Raw genomic sequence first — 16,166 nt, forward strand, 5'->3', positions numbered from 1 at the left:
ATTGACCGCCGGAAGCTGCCGGTCGGCAATGCGCCTATCCCGGCCGTTCGCTTAGCCTCGACTATTCCCCATGAGCGGTCTGTCCGCTCAGTGGGGGATGAAATCTCGGTTGGGTTACACGCGGGCCTCGTCGCGGCATGGAAGTCTTGACGCCATGCAAACCCGCTAACAGCAAGTTGTGGGTTGGTGCACTGCGCTATCTAAAACAGTTGCAGCGGAAGCAATTGCAGGGCAATTGCTATCTTGGGCATTTTTGATTTGGCGGGGGAACAATGGCTTTTGATCTATGGAATTTTTTGGGAGGACTGGTGGCCGGCGGTATCGGCGGTGCCCTGCTTACCCTCCAGTACACGAAAACCGTTCGTGCGGATCGGCAGGGTACAGCGATTGATCAGTCAAGCGCCCGTGCCGGGGGAGACATCGTCGGTCGCGACAAACGATAACCGACGATCGTTTGCGTCACGAATAAATATGAGCCTAGTCACTCATCAGGGAACGATCTCCCAGCAACAAGGGGCGCATGCGGGCGGCAATATAGCCGGCCGTGACGTTGTCACGTACGAAGCTAAAAAGGGCATGATCGAAAAGCTACTCCTTCGATTGAAGGAGCAGTACGACGGAAACGAACAAACTCAGACGACGATCGACGAGCTCGCCCGATATCAGGTTCGACGCGCGCCCGACGGAGTGGCAGGCCTGGAGGCGAAGCTCAAAGCTGGCGGACGACTGGCCTACTATGACGAGGCCATTGAGAAGAAGGAGATGTTCGCCAAGCTCCTTGAACGGTGGTCCCTGTACTCATCCGCACAGTTGATATTTGTCCACATTCTCGCAAAAGCCGAGAATGAATTCACCCACGTCATTCATGGGCAGATTCCGAGCAAGAACCATGAGGAAATCAACGCGCTGGTGATCGAGCGCATTGTCGGTCCGATTGTCGAGGAATGCAGCAGTGAATTGATGTCGGTCAACCACAACCTGGTGCTGGGCATGGTCTACTGGTTAGCAGAGCAGTGTTTCATCAAGTGGCATCACCCCGAGGTGTTTCCATGACCCAGCTCACCTACAATGAAGCCTTCGACCCCTATCACGCAGCGTTCAGGTTTTTTCGCCTTCACCTTGCCTGTGATCTGAGCACGAAAGTCCATTTCGATAAGCTGAGAATCCTCGATTTCTACCTGCTATTTCCCTTTCGACTTCAGGGGATGAAGCTGATGTCGGAAGACACGGCTTGGCGCAAGGCGAGCAAGGCGTACGAAGCGCTAGCTCCCTACGGAATGATGCCGGACGATCTCTCGATTTGTTCCCGTATGGAGCCGTTTCAGCGGGCCGCCGCTGCGAGCCTCGTGCACAGCGGGCACATCACGGCAGAGGCTTGGGAGTTCAACGAGATCGTCTTTACGGATACAGCGTTGCCATCTTCGGTCGTGACGCGTTGTGGAGAGCTGAATGAGCGAAACGCGGAGATTGTCGACATCCTTTGTACCATAAAGTCGCGTTACCCACTTGGCGGGCGCGATGGCCTCAAGGATCGGTCTGGCTTGATGGAGTATCGGTATGACCCGATATGATCCATGCCTCATTGTGAAGAGATTGGTCGTCAAGCGCGGAGCTGCGATTGCGTATGACGAGGCGCTCCACAATGGCGTCAACGTAATTCGAGGCGATAATTCGTCCGGGAAGTCGACCATATTGAACTTCGTGTTCTATGGCCTGGGTGGCGACCTGGATCGAACCTCGTGGAGCGAGCACGCTCTCCTCTGCGACCATGTTTGGCTAGAAGCCGAGTTTAACGGCAACCCAGCCGTGTTGCGCCGTCAAATCGACGCGGCGTCCCTTTCGGCTATGGAAATCTTTGGTGGACGCTACTCGCAGGCAATTGAGGCCCCAATCGAAGCCTGGCACCGTTACCCCTATTCCCGTTCAAAGAACCAAGAGAGTTTCTCCCAGGCGATCTTTCGCCTGCTAGACATGCCCGACGTTGCCGTCGAGGGCACTTCAAGCCTGACGGTCCACCAGATTTTGCGACTGCTCTACGCCGATCAGCTTTCGCCTACCGATAGCCTCTTCCGATTTGAGGGTTACGATCCTGAGAACCTCAGAGAAGCGGTGGGCAATCTCCTGTGCGGTGCGTTCGACACGGAAATTTACGAGCTGCAGCAGCTGAGAAAGACTAAGGAACGGGAGTTTACGGAGGCCAGTGCGGAGCTTCGGAGTATCTTCAAGGTCGTTGGCGCGCGCGACGAGAGCATGACCTTGGATTGGATCGAGCAGAGGCGAAAATCTCTGATCGCCCAGCGAGATGAGATGCAAGTGCAACTTGGGACCGCAGAAGAGGCCTTCTATTCAACACAGTCATCCGAACGTTTCACGCTTCAAGTGCAGCGAGACGTCTACAAGCAGGTACAAAAACTCCAGTCAGATTTTGCGCTGAAGCAAGCAGAGGTGGACGCTACGGAGTTTGAAATCTCCGACTCCGCGGCGTTTATCCGCACCCTGCATTCACGCCTTGAGGCACTGAAGGACGCGGATCTGGCGGCAGAAATCGTCCAGACGATTCATTTTGGCACTTGTCCGGCCTGTTACGCAGAAATCATCGAGCACGATCACGACATCGGTGCGTGCCATCTCTGCAAGATGCCGCTCGACAAAGAACGAGCTCGCGACCGGGTGGTCGGGATCATCAACGAGCTGTCGATCCAGATCAAGCAGTCCGAGCGGCTCCAGGATATCCGCCGTCAACGGCTGAAGGAGCAACAGGATCAACTTGCCGCCCTTCAGCGAAATTGGCGGATGAAGTCAAAGGAGCTAGCTGGCCTCAGTGCAGTCCCCACTTCGAAGGCTCGAGAGGAAGTCAGGGAGTTTCAGCGGCGCCTTGGGTACATCGACAAGTCGATCGAGGACATCGATGCTCAAGTGAAGCTCGCGAATAAAATCGGAGACCTCGCTGCCAAAAAGGCGGCACTCGATACGGAGATACAAGGTTTTGGTGCGCGGATCGGCGCGTTGCAGCTTAGCCAGACCGACCGGCTTCGCACTGCCAAGGCCAGCATCGAGAAGAATATCATCGAAATCTTGCGCGGCGATCTAAAGCGTCAGGACTCGTTCGATAATCCAGAGCACGTTAACTTTTCATTCGGAAAAAATACGATCACGGTCGATGACCACACCTATTTTTCCGCGAGTTCACGTGTCGTCCTCAAATCTGCATTTCTGCTTGGCTTCCTGAAGGCCGCGCTTGAGGATTCCAAGTTCCGGCATCCGCGTTTCCTCATGATCGACATCACCGAAGATAAGGGGATGGAGCAGGAACGCAGTCATAATTTTCAGAGGCAGGTTATCGAGATTTCGGCGAACGCCAAGGTTGAGCATCAAATTATCTTGGCGACGGCAATGCCTTGGAGCGGGATCAACGACAATCTTTTCATTGGTAAGTTCTCAACGCTTCAACAGGGCACCCTAAACTTCATCCCGAAGCGGGACCGTGGCGATCCGCTTCAGCTAGCGAGCGGACTATGACGTATAGCTTCGTCCCGCTCTCTCATCCTGATTTCGAAGACTTGTCCCGCGACCTGATCGGTCGGGAGCTCAACGTTCGTTTCGAAGTGTTTGTGGCCGGACCAGATGGGGGCATGGACGGCCGACACGCACGCGGAGGGGGCAAGGTCGTTCTCCAAGCGAAGCACTATGCCGGATCGCGCTACTCTGATCTCAAGAGGGTGATGAAAAAAGAGCGGTCCGCAATCGATCGTTTGTCACCCAGTCGCTACATCCTGACCACGTCCTGCGGCCTGACCCCGAAGAACAAGACTGAGCTGGCCGACATCACCGGACCTGCACTCCTGAACCAGTCGGATATATTTGGGCCCGGGGACCTCAATAGTCTGCTGCGGCGCTATCCCGAAGTGGCCAAGTCACACATCAAGCTGTGGCTTACGCAAACCGCGATGCTGGAGCGAGTTCTCAACGCTGCCGCCTACAGCTTCAATGACATCACGCGCGATGAGATCCTTGAAAAGCTAAAGGTATACGCCCCAAATCCTAGCTTCGATGCTGCGCGAGATGTGCTGGAGGCGCAGCATGTCGTCATCATTTCTGGTCCGCCAGGTGTCGGTAAGACCACACTAGGCGAAATGCTTGGCTACGCTTACCTAGCCGATGACTGGGAGCTCATTGCCATTCGCAGCCTCGACGACGGGTTGGCCGCGATTTCGGACAGCAGGCGCCAGCTCTTTTATTTCGACGATTTTCTCGGCCGCGTGGCACTCGACAAGAATGCCTTGGCAAAGATGGACTCCGACCTCGCGCGCTTCATTACGCGCGTGCGAAAGTCCAAGAACGCCCGCTTCATCCTAACAAGTAGAGCCCCAATTTTTGAAGAGGCGAAGCGGCACTCCGAACATCTCGCGGACCGACGCCTAGATATCAGCAGGTATCTGCTCGATGTCGGTATTTACACACGCCGCATTAAGGCGCGCATCCTCTATAATCACCTCTCGATTACGGGCACGCCTCAATCACATATCGTCGCGCTCCTCGACAGCGGCTTGGTTGCAAAGATTGTCGACCACAAGAACTATTCCCCTCGGCTAATCGCGCTGATGACTGAGGGGAGCCGCGTGTTCGACCTCGAGCCAGCCGAGTATCCGGCAGCTTTCATCGGCGCACTAGACGATCCAACCCAGCTTTGGGACATTCCCTTTCGCAAACATATCCCGAGAACATGCCAGCATCTGCTGCTGACACTCTTTTTCTGCGGTGAGTTCTGGGTTCCGATTGACCTGCTCAGGGCCAACTACGCCGCCTATCACTCAGTGCTAAACGGTCACTTTGGGACGCCGCACGACCCAAAGGACTTCGAGGAATCACTGAAGATACTGGAAGGCGGCTTCGTGAAAATCACGGGTAGAAGCGTGATGTTCGTGAACCCTTCTGTTCGTGATTACCTCCTGTCTTATCTCGACGATCACACACTTCTCAGACTCGCAGCCAAAGCGTCGGTTCGAACAGAGTGGACACAAGCGGTTTGGGAGCACGGAAAACGCCTAAATCCGCAATGGGCCGCTCCAATGTCGCCTGAGCGTGCTGAACTCGCTCGCAGCTTTCTACCTGTCGCCGAAACATTCCTGACGCAGCCGGTTCGTGTTCGCGTCAAGACTGAACATGGTGTTTCGTACCATCCAAATGGCTTGTCCAATGTAGACAGGGCAGAACTGCTGATCGACTGGTGGTACGCGAGCGGTGAAGAGCGTTTTCTGTCACTCCTTGGAACCCTCATAAAGAACCCAGTTGATGGATGGGACCCTTGGCGCGACGGCGAAGACCTGATTGCATTGCTTGGAAAGTTTCGGGACTCGGGATACTTCGACGAACTGCCCTCCCGCGATGAACTGGCGGGCCTTCTCAAAGCTGGCGCAATCAACATGATCGAGGGCCATTCCTTGAACTCTGAAGACTTGACGAAGCTGTCTGACGCCTACGAGCAGTGGCCCAACGCAGTTAGTGACGAGATGAACGCGGCCCTCGACGCGGCGATAGTGAGGGAGTTTGACGACTTGGACGAGACGCTGCGCAGCATGGATTCAGAGTCGACCGTGGACGAGCATCTCGAAATGCTCGGAAAGCTGGGCGAGCGCGCCGGCATACCAAAGTCGACGCTTTTCAGGGCGGCCGAGGCGGCGGAAGAACGCAAGGCGGTCATCGAGCGCAGGAGTGTCGCTTCGCATTCACCGACCTTAAGAAGCGTGGATGCCCAGGCAAGCGACAATTTTGACGACTCCGCCCTCAACAACCTTTTTGCTCCACTGCGCGGAGGCGACTGGTAGCTTCCGCAACCGGCGCCGGTCGTCGATCCACTTCAGTGGATCATCCGTGTTGGCAGCGACACACGCGGCTACCTCGTCTTCTGCCGGGCCAGTTAGGCTACGGCTCAATTATGGCCGCGACTGGGAGGTCAATGCTCCATGGCACCAGCAGAGAAAGGGGGCCGGTGCGCAATGGTGTACCGGATATGTCCTCCTTTTCCGAACAGTCGAATCAAAAGCAGAAGGGCGGCTGTCGGTCCTCCGATTTGCGAATTGGCAGGTGATATCGAAGAGTGGCGCTCATGCGGCTCGAAAGAAGCTTCTTCCTTGGTCGTAGCTTTCCGCTTGGCCAAGCCGGACCAGGGACTTAAGCACGTCGCGCACCTCGGCGACGGTTTCGTCCGGCGATGTGAAGGTGAGGGCGATTTCCTCTGCTGACAGCGGCGATTTCGCACGCGCCATGAGGTCGAGCACGACTCGCGCCTGATCCAGTCGTGCGGCTGGGAACGGGGCCTTCTTCGCCCTGACCTTGGTCGCCAGGATCGCTTGGACGCGGTCGCCGCGATGTGCCAGCGGACCGATCTTGTCGATCTGATACTCGGGACGCAGCCACTTGATAAAGCCCCGGCGCTCTTCTGCGGCCCGGACTTCGTTCAGACAGACCAAGCTGTCGAGAATCTGCTTAGCGTCGATGTCCGCCTCCCACCCATAGGATTTTGCGACGGCAGCATCCAGCCGATCATGAAGCTCCCGCAGGATCAGAACGCGGCCGCGGCTTCGGATGTCCTGGTGCTTGCGGGAGAGTGTACTGCCCGTTCGGACAGCCTCAAGAACATTGTAGAGTGCGGTGAGAGTTAGATCGGAATGCTCCACAAGAATCCTCTTTCGTGTCTCATCGAGCTCTTCGGCAATGGCACCGATTTCGGCGCGAGCCGACCCGGTGGCGTCGGGAAACGGGAAGGGATCAAAGCACCGCGACTTCGAATACCTCGGATCGTTGCCAACGCCCTGCCGGCCTCCAGTGCGCAAAGCCCAAGTCACGTGCACCTTGGAGGACAGTACGCCGAGGTGAAAGGCTTCCTCCGACGCAATCGCGACCAGCATGTTGTCTGGAAGGACCTCGGCTTCCATGAACTGGAAGAGGCGGTGCTTCATGGTCTCGACGGTGGCGATATAGCGGGGCAGGCCTTCCAACGCCGGGCGGAGTTCAGTTCTTGGCTTTCCGAATACCCACCAACGATCCAAGTAGTCCTGCGCGTCCTTGGTTGGAGATTTCGCGAAGGTCTCAGATCGCTGCTTGCGAACCGTCTCAAGAAGATGCTGATAGACTTCGGGGAATTCGCGCCGGACCTCGTCGGCCGTGGTCCCGAATAGATCGATGACCATTACCCCGCGCAGCCTTGAAGTCAGATCCTTGCCGTTCCGGTACTCCCGGACGCGTCGCTCCAGACCGGGCCGCGACCCAAGACCAAGCTCCCGCGCGCGCTCCTCCGTGATGATGAACCCTCCACCCATCAACTGAACACCGCGATAACAGATGGCACTGTTGGCGGTAAGTTCGAGGGCGCGATCCACATTCGCTCCGATCGTCAGGTCAGCGTTAATCCTGCCTTCACGTTCAGCAAACTCGATCGTGGGGTCGTCGGTTTCGAGGCCTACCTCTCTCGTCACAAGGCGCACGACGCCATCCCGTTCGCCAGCTTCGGCAATGGTCATCGCAATTCTGACTGCGGCCGCATCCTTTGATGTCTTAGTCCATGGATGATCTGGAATGGCGAGCACTAGGGAAACGGGCGAAGTGCCTGCCAAGTGTCTCTCAAGGACTCGCCGTTGGAATACCTGCGTTATCGAATTGGTCGTGACGAAGCCGAAACGGCGCAGTCGCGTTCCCTTCCGGACGAGCAGTTCCGCGGCATGGTCCCACCAGTACATGACGAAGTCCGCCGCAGGATTCATCTGCGGGTTGGCACTCCATAAGGCTTCGGCGTAGCCCGCACCCAGCCGCCCGCGAATATCCTTCCCGCCGATGAACGGGGGATTTCCCACGATGAAGTCAGCCTCCGGCCAGTCGGCGCTGATCGCATTCGGATAGACATAGAGATCGTTGCCTTGGTTATCGGCCACGGGCTTACCCAACGCGTCACGCTTGAGCTGAGGATGCGGGTAGCCTGCCCAGGTGATGAGTGCATCCTTCGCGTGAACATGGTCGCTGCTGCCTAGGACTGGCTCGGGCGGGACGGTCGACCGGGTCCGCATGTGCCACTGGATGTATCCTATCCAGAGCACCAGTTCGGCAATCTCGACGGCCCGCTTGTTGAGTTCCATGCCGAAGAATTGCTCCGGCTTCACCGAGATGTCCGCGACGCGCGCAACTGCCTCCTCGCCACCGATATCCTGCAACTGCTTCAGTGCCTCGCCTTCCAGTTGCTTCATCCGGCGAAGGGCAACATACAGGAAATTCCCCGTGCCACATGCCGGATCGAGCACTCGCACGGACGCCAGGTGCCTGAGGAAGTCTTCAACCTCGCGAATGGCGGCCGCCGTTGAGCCATTGCGGATCGTACGCTCGGCAGCAGACTGATGGCCAATCCAGTCTTCGGTGAGCGGTTCAATGATAGTGGCATCCACAACCCGTTCGACGTGAGCGCGGGGCGTGTAGTGCGCACCGAGACGCTTGCGCTCGATCGGGTCCAGCGCCTGTTCGAACAGCGTGCCGAATATTGCAGGTTCCAAATCGCGCCAATCGGCATCCGAAGCGTCACGGAGAAGACGTATCTCGTCCTTGGTCAGCGGAAGCGACGCGGCATTCTTGAACAGCTTGCCGTTGAATCGAAGCAGCCTCTCACCAATGCCGGGCGAATAGTCCCCGCGGTCCATGTGCCGCCAGAGATCATCGATTTCGAAGGTGAACCGGGTGGGGTCGTCGAGGCACTTAGTCAGAAGCTCCGTGAACCCCTTCTTGCGGAGCAGGCCCACGTCCTCGACGAACATCGTGAAGAGGCACCGCATGAGGAAAACGGCCACGCTGCGGGCCTCGAAACCTCGCCCTTCGAGCGCCTTAGAGATTTCCGCCAGCTGCCCCGCAATTTCTCTCGTGACCTTGGCCGTCTTCTGTGCCGGATCCAAGGATTGAGGCTGTTCCCATACAGCGCGCAGTAGCTCTCGGGTATCCTGGCTCGCTAGATGGCTGAGTTCGATGCAGAATTGCCGAGCATCGGGAAACTGGGCGTAGTGACGTCCGTGACCGGAAAAATCAGCGTAGAGCTCGATAGCTCGCCCAACATCGCACGCAATGATGAACGGTGGATATGGATGATCGGAGGGCAACGAAGCTGCATATCGCTCCGCCTGCCGGCGCGCCTGGACCATGACGTGATCGAGGCCGGACACCGCGGTGTCGGTGGGCCCTCTCTCCGCGGTGGCGAATAGGTCCGTCTGACCTTCTGGCACCATCTTCTTACCGCCACGGAGGCGGCTCTGCTTTGCCTCGAGGATGAAGCACCCGCGCCTGTAGAGATCGATGCGCCCAGCCTCGGCTGTCCCGTCAGGACGCTTTCTTTCGACGCGCCGTTCGAACACGTAGTCATTGAAGTCATGGGCAGCCAATGCTGGATCGGGCCGCTTGACCCCAATCACATCGCAAAGCTCTGTCAAGAAAAGAGAATAGTTGGCCCGCTCTTGACCGCCATCAAGATTGGACCATCGCCTGATGAACTCAGCGATCAGTAATTCTTTATTAATGTCCTGCCCATGCCGCATGCATCAAATTGGCATTGCGTAGTTACTAAAAGATAAAAAGGCCGCATTACAAGAACGAGCAGGAATTGATTCAGGTCTTGGTGACGCAGTTTTATTGGAACGGAGCAATGCGAGTGGCTTCTTCTGCGTACCCAGAAAATTCTCGCGAGCATTTTATTCGGCCGCTTTCTGATGAGTTTGGAAGCGAACGGACGGCTCACGGCCCAATCCAGTCATTCCGGTGTACAGACTCTGGCGCAAGGCGGACTATCGGGGACGCGGACTTTTTGACCCATGCGCGATGCCAGGCGGAGTCAAGGCTGAAGCGAACTAATGCACTCGCCGTAGTACGTTAGTGTGTCGTTCCCGGGCGCTGATATTGACACCGAAGCGGGCAATCGTAGCGAAAATGTGAACACCTGAATCCCGACTTCGGCGAGCATCAAGCTCAATCCGACACTCAGTGGAACCACCGGGGGACGTCTGGCCGACTTGCAAGGAGTTGTCTTCGCACCCATGCCGCCGCGGATTATCATTAGCATCGGCGGCAATGCTCAAATTTGCATGAGATCACTGTGGGGTCGCTGGCCATACTGGCGGGAGCCACGGCGCAACTTCCGCCGCATAGAAGTAGAGCCACTGTCCATTTCTGCGGCATAGCAACCACGCGAGCCAGACGGTTCCCAGCAACGGACGCCCAGCGCTTCAGCGACCGAGCATTTGAGCAACCTTCGTCTCGAGACCAGAGTTTTTGATCTCCAGCAGATAGTCTCCCTCGTTGCAACGGACCGTCCAGATGCCAGCATCATAATCGACGGAATCCCCCATGTAGACCATCTTGCTAGCGCCCGTGCATGGATCGGCGTTCACAATAATGGATTGAAGTGCGGTAAGGCGATCGCCACCGATAGCCGCGATACGAGATCATGGGCTCGGCCAGCGGGCGCATGGGCGGGAAGTGTGCAGAGCGTTATGGCAAGGCCAACCGGCGCGACAAGATGCTCAGCATAGGCTTTCACACGGAATGCCGTCGCTGTCCCGGTCGAGTTTCCCGCCCCAGGGACAACTGCTCAGATACCAATTTGCCTCCTCACATGAGCTGATTTGCGAACACGTCAATCGCGGCTGGCAGGACCAGCTTTGCGCAATTCGTGAGAACGAACTTCCTTTGCTTGAAGTCGCTCCCAGCAAATGAACGCTCTCCCAAACCAGGGATGGGCTGCTGCCGGACAAAAAGGATAGAGCCGCGATAAACCCAATTGCTGATTGCTTCATATTTTCCCCTTCGCGGACTGCCGCATTGACCGCAGCCCCAACCCTCAAATCTCATTATCGCTTCGATCGCCTCCAACCAGCAGACCGAGCATCTGCTTCCGAGCAAAACCACCTCTCACCTTTCGATTCAGAAATTCGGGTGACGTCGTAGAATTTCTGGCCAGGCACGTGATAGATGTGTTCGCCGTCCGCTGAAATGTTGCCTTTGATGTTGCAGCCTGAGTTGCCGTTGCCGATCGCAAAAAGCGGTACCGGCGCCGCTTGCGGGTCGTCGCTATGCTGTGCTCGCCAGTCCCACGGAAATTGAAACGTCCCTACCCAAAGACCGGCCTTCGACGCCTTCGCCTTAGCTTGCTGCCCTGCATACGCACCATTGCTGTATGTCGGCCAATCGAGCGCTTGGCCATGCTCGACCATCCAGGCGGCGACACTGGAGCCGTCCGCGCGTCCGCAGTCGCCGACATAGCGGTCATAGCGATCCCACGTGACGAAAGTGCATTGGACCGGCTTTGACGCCGACAGGAAGCCATCCAGTGCTTCGGCAGAGCGGCGCCCGCACGGATATTCGAAACCCTTGGCGTCGTTGCAGTATTGGTGGCTCTCGGGCGCGTCGATACCATTGAAGCGGATGCGCTGCCCATGGATTTCAATTGTGTCGCCGTCGATGACCGAAGCCACCCCAGAGATCGGGGCCGGAGCCGGCTTGGTCAAATTCTGTAGATTGATCTCAGGCAGCGAGCCTGTGTGTTGCATGACGAATTGCGTTGCCAAAGCCGAAGCCGCGGCCACGGTCACGAAAACCAGCCGCATAGGCACGCCCGACAACCAGCGCCGACGATGCCGCTTTGGCCCGCTGCGCTTCCGCCACTGGTCGGACCGATTATCGCAACGAGACCTGTCCAAGCCCATCATCACATCGCGCCGCCTGAGCGGCTTTCGGCCGAACGCAGCGTCGCCGAAATAAGAACCGCTGATAGGGCGGCGAAATACAAACGCCAATGCATGAAGGTATCCCCCGACACCAGATGGGATCATGCGCCTTTTGCACTTTGTTGTCGAATCTGCCGACGAACGGGCTTGCACGCAGTCTTCCACTACGCGATGTTGCCGCCGGCTGTAAAAGGGGTGGGGACTGTGAACCGATTTGCTTTGACGATTTCAATGCTAGCGGGACTGGTGGCGTGCGCCACGCCGCCCGACAAGATCGCGGGCGTTCCGAACGCCGGCCCCTGCACGCAGGCGGACAGAGAGCGTTTGGCCATCGTATCAAATCAGCAAAACAAGGCTGTGACCGGGGACGCATTGGGCGTTTTTCTCATAGGCGTGCCGGTTTCCTCGATGTCGGGCGGCGACCACGAAACCGAGATCGCAATTCTCAAAGGGCGATGCGGCGCGCCAAAAACCTAATATCAGTGGCTTCGGCTCTAGGCGCGCCGTTGGCGTTCATCGGGTTAACCGGTTGACCGTTTCAACGATGGCTTTGGCAAGGGCTTCGCCCTCGTGTACGGGCTCTGGGCCGTAGAGTAACAAAACGGCTTCCTCGCTAGGTAACACGCCGGCAGGGCAAGTCTGTTCAATAGCCATGCGCACTAGCTTGAGGGCGGCCCTTGCGTTGCAGATGTTATCTTGGCCGTCCATGCTTTCTCGCTGAGATGGGGCGGCCCAGCAGGCAGTTTGGGGTTTAGATAGTGGCCGCTGGGCCTAAGGCCGGGTGTGGGCGTGTCCGCCGGCTGGGACGAATAATAAGCCGTTTCATGCAGAATTTCTAATTTAGTAAATGATCATTATCCGTTCCCCTGACCACCAGATGGGACGGGCCTAGACTCGATTCCGTGCGGAAACCAGTGCGTGCCGGACCCGGCCGGCATGAGTTCATTCCTCCGATGATGCCTACCTTGGTCGCCAAGCCGCCCCAAGGCGATGACTGGATGCATGAAGCCAAATTCGACGGCTACCGCTCCCAGATCATCATCGACGCCGGCGCCGCTCGGATTTTCACCCGCCGCGGACTCGACTGGACCTCCAAATACCGCGATCTGGCCGAGGCAGCCAAAGGTCTCAACGTACAGAACGCCATCATCGACGGCGAAGTCGTCGTCTTGAATGAGGCTGGCCTTTCGGACTTTGCCGCGCTGCGCAAGGCGATCACGCGGCGCCAGCACGATCTCTACTTCGTCGCCTTCGATCTTCTGCACCTCAACGGCCATGATCTTCGCGACATGGCACTACGGGACCGGCGGGAGATACTGATAGCCGTATCCAATTCAGCGAGGCGCTACCAGGCGAGGCGAACGCGATTTATCACCTCGTCGACAAAGCCGGCCTGGAGGGGGTGGTATTAAAGCGCGCGGACTCTAAATACCGCAGCGGCCCGACTACCAATTGGCTGAAGACAAAGTCCTTCACCGAAAGCGAGTTCGAATTGCTCGGTGTCGAACGCGAGCAAGGCAAGCCCGCTTTCGCCCTTATGGCGGTACCCGGCACACGGAAATATGTGCGCGGCGCTTTCGTCAGCGTCAATCGCGAGATGCGGGAACGGCTGTGGAAGCGCGTCCAGGAGCATGCCGGAGAGGCGCCAAAGGACATGAGGAAGCGGCCGGCAACGCAGTGGGTCAAGCCGGGGATCAAAGCCCGCGTGAAGCACCTCCGGGGCGAGGAAGACCTTCGGCACGCTTCGCAGCAGGATTTTTGGGATGAGAGTTAGCGACCAGTGGCAAGGGATCAGCATTCAGGAATATAATCATCCCGTTGCGGCGAGCCCCTCAACGGAAAATCGCCATGCCCCGAAAGACCCTCGCCACACTCTGGCCGCCCGCGAAGCCATCTATGTCAATTGTGCGCACCCGATGTGCTGCAAATCGACGAAACTCGACATCCAGGCGCTGATTGACAGGCTCGGCCGTGACCACGGCTCGATGCATGACGACTTGGTCGGGCTCTTTGTCTGCTCAAATTGCAAGGCTGCCGGCCGTGACCGCCGGCAGGTGTTCTTCACTTGCATTCCTGACTACGAAGGCCAGCAGCGGGCGCGCAATCGCGACTGGAAGCCAACTTTCGAACGAAGGGGCTGAAAGTGGCCAGCGCCGCTTGGGGGGCGTTGGGGTAGATTGCCTGTAGGGCGCCGGCCGGGCGGATTGGGCCTGTAGTGCCCCACTGCCCCCAAGGAGTGGTCTTTCCGGTAACGTCCTTCACCGATTGCAACAAGCCGGCGGCGGAAGAATAGGACTTCAACTCCCCTCCCTACCAAATAAGCCTTACTAGGGCAGGTCTAAGGTATGTGCTAAAAAGCATACAGAAAATGCACCTAAAAGGGAGGGAACACAAAATGCCAGAACCTAAGCCTGTTGGACCGGGACAAGTCCTTGCTACAGCGCAGGTCATGGATCGCGCGCTGACGATGGCTAGCCCAGGCGTGACGTTCGACAATGCATCAAGCAAGATTAGTTTTCCAAACAGGGATCGTCATAGATTCGTAGCGATCCTGACCGATGTGACCAGGAACACCTACAGCACGCAAACGACTATTGCTGTTGACTGGGAACACGAGTGGGTAGCGCTGAAGAACAAAGCATTGGACACGGGCGACCGTCTCTTCCCTGCGAACAATTTTAACATCGCCATTTTGACTGTCGATTAAGGCCTCTTAAGGCCCCGTGGGTCCAGCCATGGGGCTTTCGCTTGTCTGAACTTCAAGCGGCTTATATTTCGCGGCGGTCCCCGGCATCGTGCCGGCATGGCCAAGGCTGAAGTGATGGTGGAAGAAATCGGCGAGGGCGCCCCGATTGAAGAAATCACCCCCAAGAAGAAGCGCTAAACCCAGCCGGCCGGTGCCCGAAACGCCGTGCCGGCTTTTTTGTGCCTTCGTGCCGGGCCTGCTGGCGCGCTTGGCCTTCCTGATCCTCGGCAAGTCCTGGGTATGGGTTCTTGACCTCGGCGCACTTGAAATGAGCCGGGCTGCAGTTCGTATTCACGTCGCGACCAAGCAGGGCGAGGGCGCGCGGGCGCGGGGAGTGTTGGCGGTCATCTGTTCTTCAGAGTCACGTAAAGTCGGAACGCTGCTTCCGACACATCTGCCAATGGGTTGGCTGAACAGTAATTTGTGATCCACAGCTCAAGGCCATCCGCGTCGGTCCCCTTGGACAACTCGCCGGGCCGGCCTAGCGACGCTTCGTGCATATTCATTGCGGTCAGAAACCCTAATACCCAACTCATAGAATGGCGACGAAGCGGAAGATTGCTGATCCATGATCCGCATGAGGTAGCACCCACACCGATGACCGCGTATTCCGGCCCGGCATTGATGACAGTTGCTTGCATGGTGATTGCGATTGCGGCGGCGTAAGCGGATCTCATCTTCGTTCTCATTTCGATCGCAAGTCAGTTGCGTTGTGAATTGATACAGCGGGTCATCATCATCCAAATCCCAAGCATATTGCGGTGCGTAAACATGGGAATTGATGCGAGCTTCGACGCTCGTCTCGCAGCGCTGCACTCTGATGGCGAGATTTGTGTGTTTGTCTTCAGGCCCTTTCTAGCGCTTCCTCTTGCGCGGCATCTGGATCCTCCGCTTGGCTGATCTTTCCGTTCACGGGCGCGATGGCGGCTTGGGGGAAGAAGGTCAACGAGGTGAGCCATCCATACGCCTGTCGCGCACTGTAGTTTAGATCAGCCGATTTTGCGGGTTCGCTGGCGAACGCTGTTGTCAGGCTTGGCTCTCGCCCGGCAGTTGATTCGGCTACGGCGACGGCTGCTTTTCGGGTCTCTTATCGGACCCGAAGTCTGGCATTGAACGCTAAGTATCTGATTTCATTGGTTCGTCCAAGGGGAATCGAACCCCTGTTACCGCCGTGAAAGGGCAGTCTCACTTTGCAAGTGTTTCATGTCGCGCCCATGTCGCATGGACCTGCCGACAGCTTCTGTAAGTCATTGAAAATAAACGGTAGCCAATTGCAACATGATGCGACATGAAAAGAGCAGCGGTGGCATTTAAGCCGTTGATTTTATTGATGATCCCGACAGGAATCGAACCTGCACCTACAGATTAGAAATCTGCTACTCTATCCCGTTGGGCTACGGGAACTAGCGGCCCGACACATAATCGCGTCGGCAGGGGCACGAATTCGAGGTCATGGCCGGCGTGAGGGACCATACGGAACGATGCGGGAAGACTTCTGATTTTCGGCCCACGAAAAAGTCAATGAAATCAACGTTTCTAGGGACGCCCTCCAGGCCCACCAAATCCATCATTTAAGTATTTGATTTTATTGCATTTTCCATTTCGGCCCCGCGCATTGGACTCGAACCCCCTCAAAACAGCGCGCGACAGTGGCCGTCCTGCCAATGATGGAT

General features: G+C 57.2%; 13 protein-coding genes and 1 tRNA gene. 10 read left to right on the plus strand and 4 right to left on the minus strand.

What is annotated here, in order from left to right; genetic code table 11:
• The first annotated feature begins 243 nt into the window (after positions 1–243).
• The 4 genes from AC0L2Z_RS23220 to AC0L2Z_RS23235 are packed head-to-tail and all read left to right on the plus strand — an operon-like array spanning position 244 to position 5,825.
• On the plus strand, positions 244–1,053 hold the full coding sequence (locus AC0L2Z_RS23220) for an ABC-three component system protein (RefSeq protein ID WP_473629409.1): 810 nt from the start codon (positions 244–246) through the stop codon (positions 1,051–1,053).
• Complete coding sequence (locus AC0L2Z_RS23225) at positions 1,050–1,571, plus strand: ABC-three component system middle component 5 (protein WP_473629410.1); 522 nt, start codon at positions 1,050–1,052, stop codon at positions 1,569–1,571. The genes AC0L2Z_RS23220 and AC0L2Z_RS23225 overlap by 4 nt, the downstream gene beginning before the upstream one ends.
• Entirely contained in the window at positions 1,558–3,519 is a 1,962-nt protein-coding gene (locus AC0L2Z_RS23230; RefSeq protein ID WP_473629411.1) for an AAA family ATPase, read from the plus strand. Before AC0L2Z_RS23225 ends, AC0L2Z_RS23230 begins: the two co-directional genes overlap by 14 nt.
• Entirely contained in the window at positions 3,516–5,825 is a 2,310-nt protein-coding gene (locus AC0L2Z_RS23235) for an nSTAND3 domain-containing NTPase (RefSeq protein ID WP_473629412.1), read from the plus strand. The genes AC0L2Z_RS23230 and AC0L2Z_RS23235 overlap by 4 nt, the downstream gene beginning before the upstream one ends.
• Positions 5,826–6,104: 279 nt before the next feature.
• On the opposite strand, the gene AC0L2Z_RS23240 is transcribed toward AC0L2Z_RS23235, so the two are convergent.
• From AC0L2Z_RS23240 to AC0L2Z_RS23250, 3 genes are all read right to left on the minus strand, one after another.
• The gene (locus AC0L2Z_RS23240) at positions 6,105–9,563 is read right to left on the minus strand and encodes a DNA methyltransferase (RefSeq protein WP_473629413.1); all 3,459 of its coding nucleotides are present in this window, start codon (positions 9,561–9,563) and stop codon (positions 6,105–6,107) included.
• A gap of 981 nt (positions 9,564–10,544) precedes the next feature.
• Entirely contained in the window at positions 10,545–10,817 is a 273-nt protein-coding gene (locus AC0L2Z_RS23245; protein ID WP_473629414.1) for an excalibur calcium-binding domain-containing protein, read from the minus strand.
• Between the two features lie 54 nt (positions 10,818–10,871).
• Entirely contained in the window at positions 10,872–11,852 is a 981-nt protein-coding gene (locus AC0L2Z_RS23250; RefSeq protein WP_473629415.1) for a thermonuclease family protein, read from the minus strand.
• 99 nt (positions 11,853–11,951) lie between these two features.
• Between AC0L2Z_RS23250 and AC0L2Z_RS23255 the strand changes: the two genes are divergently transcribed.
• From AC0L2Z_RS23255 to AC0L2Z_RS23280, 6 genes are all read left to right on the plus strand, one after another.
• Positions 11,952–12,224, plus strand: a complete 273-nt coding sequence (locus AC0L2Z_RS23255; RefSeq protein WP_473629416.1) for a hypothetical protein — start codon at positions 11,952–11,954, stop codon at positions 12,222–12,224.
• Between the two features lie 521 nt (positions 12,225–12,745).
• A complete protein-coding gene (locus tag AC0L2Z_RS23260; protein WP_473629417.1) occupies positions 12,746–13,159 on the plus strand; it encodes an ATP-dependent DNA ligase in 414 nt (137 codons plus the stop codon).
• The gene (locus AC0L2Z_RS23265; protein WP_473629418.1) at positions 13,150–13,521 is read left to right on the plus strand and encodes a hypothetical protein; all 372 of its coding nucleotides are present in this window, start codon (positions 13,150–13,152) and stop codon (positions 13,519–13,521) included. Before AC0L2Z_RS23260 ends, AC0L2Z_RS23265 begins: the two co-directional genes overlap by 10 nt.
• Complete coding sequence (locus AC0L2Z_RS23270; protein ID WP_473629419.1) at positions 13,511–13,888, plus strand: hypothetical protein; 378 nt, start codon at positions 13,511–13,513, stop codon at positions 13,886–13,888. Before AC0L2Z_RS23265 ends, AC0L2Z_RS23270 begins: the two co-directional genes overlap by 11 nt.
• Positions 13,889–14,142: 254 nt before the next feature.
• Positions 14,143–14,454, plus strand: a complete 312-nt coding sequence (locus AC0L2Z_RS23275) for a hypothetical protein (RefSeq protein ID WP_473629420.1) — start codon at positions 14,143–14,145, stop codon at positions 14,452–14,454.
• A 145-nt stretch (positions 14,455–14,599) separates the two neighbouring features.
• Positions 14,600–14,920 (plus strand): hypothetical protein, encoded by a 321-nt coding sequence (locus tag AC0L2Z_RS23280; protein ID WP_473629421.1) that lies wholly within the window; start codon positions 14,600–14,602, stop codon positions 14,918–14,920.
• Between the two features lie 904 nt (positions 14,921–15,824).
• Here AC0L2Z_RS23280 and AC0L2Z_RS23285 read toward each other — a convergent pair.
• Positions 15,825–15,897, minus strand: a tRNA-Arg gene (locus AC0L2Z_RS23285).
• Between the last annotated feature and the right edge of the window lie 269 nt (positions 15,898–16,166).

The organism is Mesorhizobium sp. WSM4850, from assembly GCF_055811735.1.